2 protein-coding genes are annotated in these 2085 nt (G+C 69.7%); both read left to right on the forward strand.

Translation table 11 applies throughout. The annotated features are described in order from the left end of the window. Window positions 1-130: 130 nt before the first annotated feature. Window positions 131-1369 (forward strand): IS21 family transposase, encoded by a 1239-nt coding sequence (gene istA / locus ABIC30_RS31705; RefSeq protein ID WP_354456836.1) that lies wholly within the window; start codon window positions 131-133, stop codon window positions 1367-1369. Beyond that, on the forward strand, window positions 1369-2085 hold a 717-nt coding region (gene istB / locus ABIC30_RS31710), incomplete at its 3' end, for an IS21-like element helper ATPase IstB (RefSeq protein ID WP_502915897.1). The genes istA and istB, both read left to right, overlap by 1 nt.

A 2085-nucleotide genomic window follows, 5' to 3' on the forward strand; every position in this document is an offset into this window, starting at 1 on the left:
TGTCAGGCGACACGGCAAACTGACCCCCTGACGCCATGAGGACCTGACCCCCTCGATGAGCGAGGAGGTCGAGATGATCAGGAACGAGGATCAGGCTCTTCAGCGGACGGACGATCCGCGGAGGGCCGAGATGAAGACGCCGGACGACGTATCGGCGATGGTGCGGCTGAAGGCGCTGGGCTGGGGCGCCAAGCGGATCGCGACCGAACTCGGCTGTTCGAAGAACACGGTCAAGCACTGGCTCCGTCAGGGTGATTGGCGTCCCTCCAAAACGCCCTCACGATCGAAGCGGCTCGACGGCTTGACGGACTGGTTGGCCGAACGGTTCCGGCAGCATGCCGGCAACGCCGACGTCGTGCGCCAGGACCTCGCCAACGAGAAGGACATCCACGTCAGCCTGCGCACCGTGGAACGGGCCGTGGCGCCGTTGCGGCGGGACCTGGTGATCGCCGCGCGGGCGAGCGTGCGGTTCGAGACGCGGCCAGGCGAGCAGATGCAGATCGACTTCGGCGAGCGGCGGATCGAGATCGGCGGTGTGCCCACCCGGGTGTCGCTGTTCGTTGCGACGCTCGGCTACTCGCGTCGACTGCACGTGCGCGCCTTCGGCCACGAGCGGCAGGAGGACTGGTTCGCCGGATTGGAGAGCGCCTTTCAGGCCTTCGGCGGTGTGCCGCGCGAGGTGCTGCTCGACAATGCCCGCGCCCTGGTCCTGCACCATGACCCGGTCAGCCGCGAGGTCATCCTGCATCCGCGCTTGCACGCCTTCTCCCGGCATTGGGGCTTCCGGGTGCGGGCCTGCGCCCCGTACCGGGCGCGCACGAAGGGCAAGGACGAGCGCGGCGTTGGCTACGTCAAGAGGAACGCTGTAGCCGGCCACCGCTTCGCGAGCTTTGCCGCCCTGGAGGCGCATCTCGATGCCTGGACGCGGGATGTGGCCGACCGGCGCGCGCACGGCACGACCGGTGAGGCGCCGGGCGCGCGGTTCGCCCGGGACGAGGCCCGGGCGCTGCAGCCCCTGGCGGGCGTGCCGCCGTTCTCCGCCGCACGCGATCTCGTGCGCCGGGTCGGGGCAGACTGCGCGGTCAGCGTCGACGGCAACGCCTACTCGGTGCCGTGGCGGCTGATCGGCGAGCGGGTTCGCGTCACCGTGAGCGGAGCGGTGGTGCGCGTCCACCACGGCGGACGTGAGGTCGCCGTGCACGCCGCGTTGAAGGGGCGCCACGGCCGTGTCGTCGACGATGCCCATCTGGCCGGGCTTGTGGGTAGCCGAGAGCGACCGGCTCACCGGCTCGACCCGTCGCCCATCATGCCGCCGGCGCTGTTGCGGCCGTTGGCCGAGTACGAGGCGGTCGCCGGGGGAGGCTTCTGATGGGCGAAGACCATGACCACCTCAACCTGCTGCTCGACCGCCTGAAGCTGACGGCCATGCGCGATCAGCTCGATAGCCTGATCGACGAGGCCGGCCGGGGCGAGCTGACGATCCGTGAGGCGCTGACCCTGTTCTGCGAGCGCGAGGTCGCTCGGCGTGACCAGCGCCGCATCGACATGGCCTTCGGTCTGGCTCGCTTCCCCTTCGTGCGGGACCTAACCGGCTTCGACTTCGGCGCACAACCCTCGCTGGACAAGGCGCAGATCCGTGAACTCGCCACCGGCCGCTTCATCGCCAATGGCGAAGCGGTTCTGCTCCTCGGCCCGCCCGGTGTGGGCAAGACGCACCTGGCGGTGGCGATCGGGCGCGCGGCGATCGTGGCCGGCTATGGCGTGCTGTTCACCCCGGCCACGACGCTCGTGGCGCAGTTGGCCAAGGCGCATGCTGAGGGCCGGTTGGAGGAGCGACTGACACACTACGCCAAGCCGAAGCTGCTGATTATCGACGAGCTCGGCTATCTGCCGTTCGAGCCGGATGCCGCGCATCTGTTCTTCCAGCTCGTCAGCCGCCGCTACGAGCGGGGCGCGATGCTGGTGACCTCGAACCGGGCAGTGGGCGAGTGGGGGAGCGTGTTCGGCGACGCGGTGGTGGCCACCGCGATCCTCGATCGGCTGCTGCACCACAGCCACGTCGTCACCATCCGCGGCGACAGCTAC

Origin of the sequence: Methylobacterium sp. 1030 (assembly GCF_040544715.1) — a bacterium.
Lineage (GTDB): Bacteria > Pseudomonadota > Alphaproteobacteria > Rhizobiales > Beijerinckiaceae > Methylobacterium.

Coding starts and splice junctions, on each gene's coding strand:
- istA (WP_354456836.1), top strand. CDS start 131: ATGAAGACGCCGGACGACGTATCGGCGATGGTGCGGCTGAAGGCGCTG.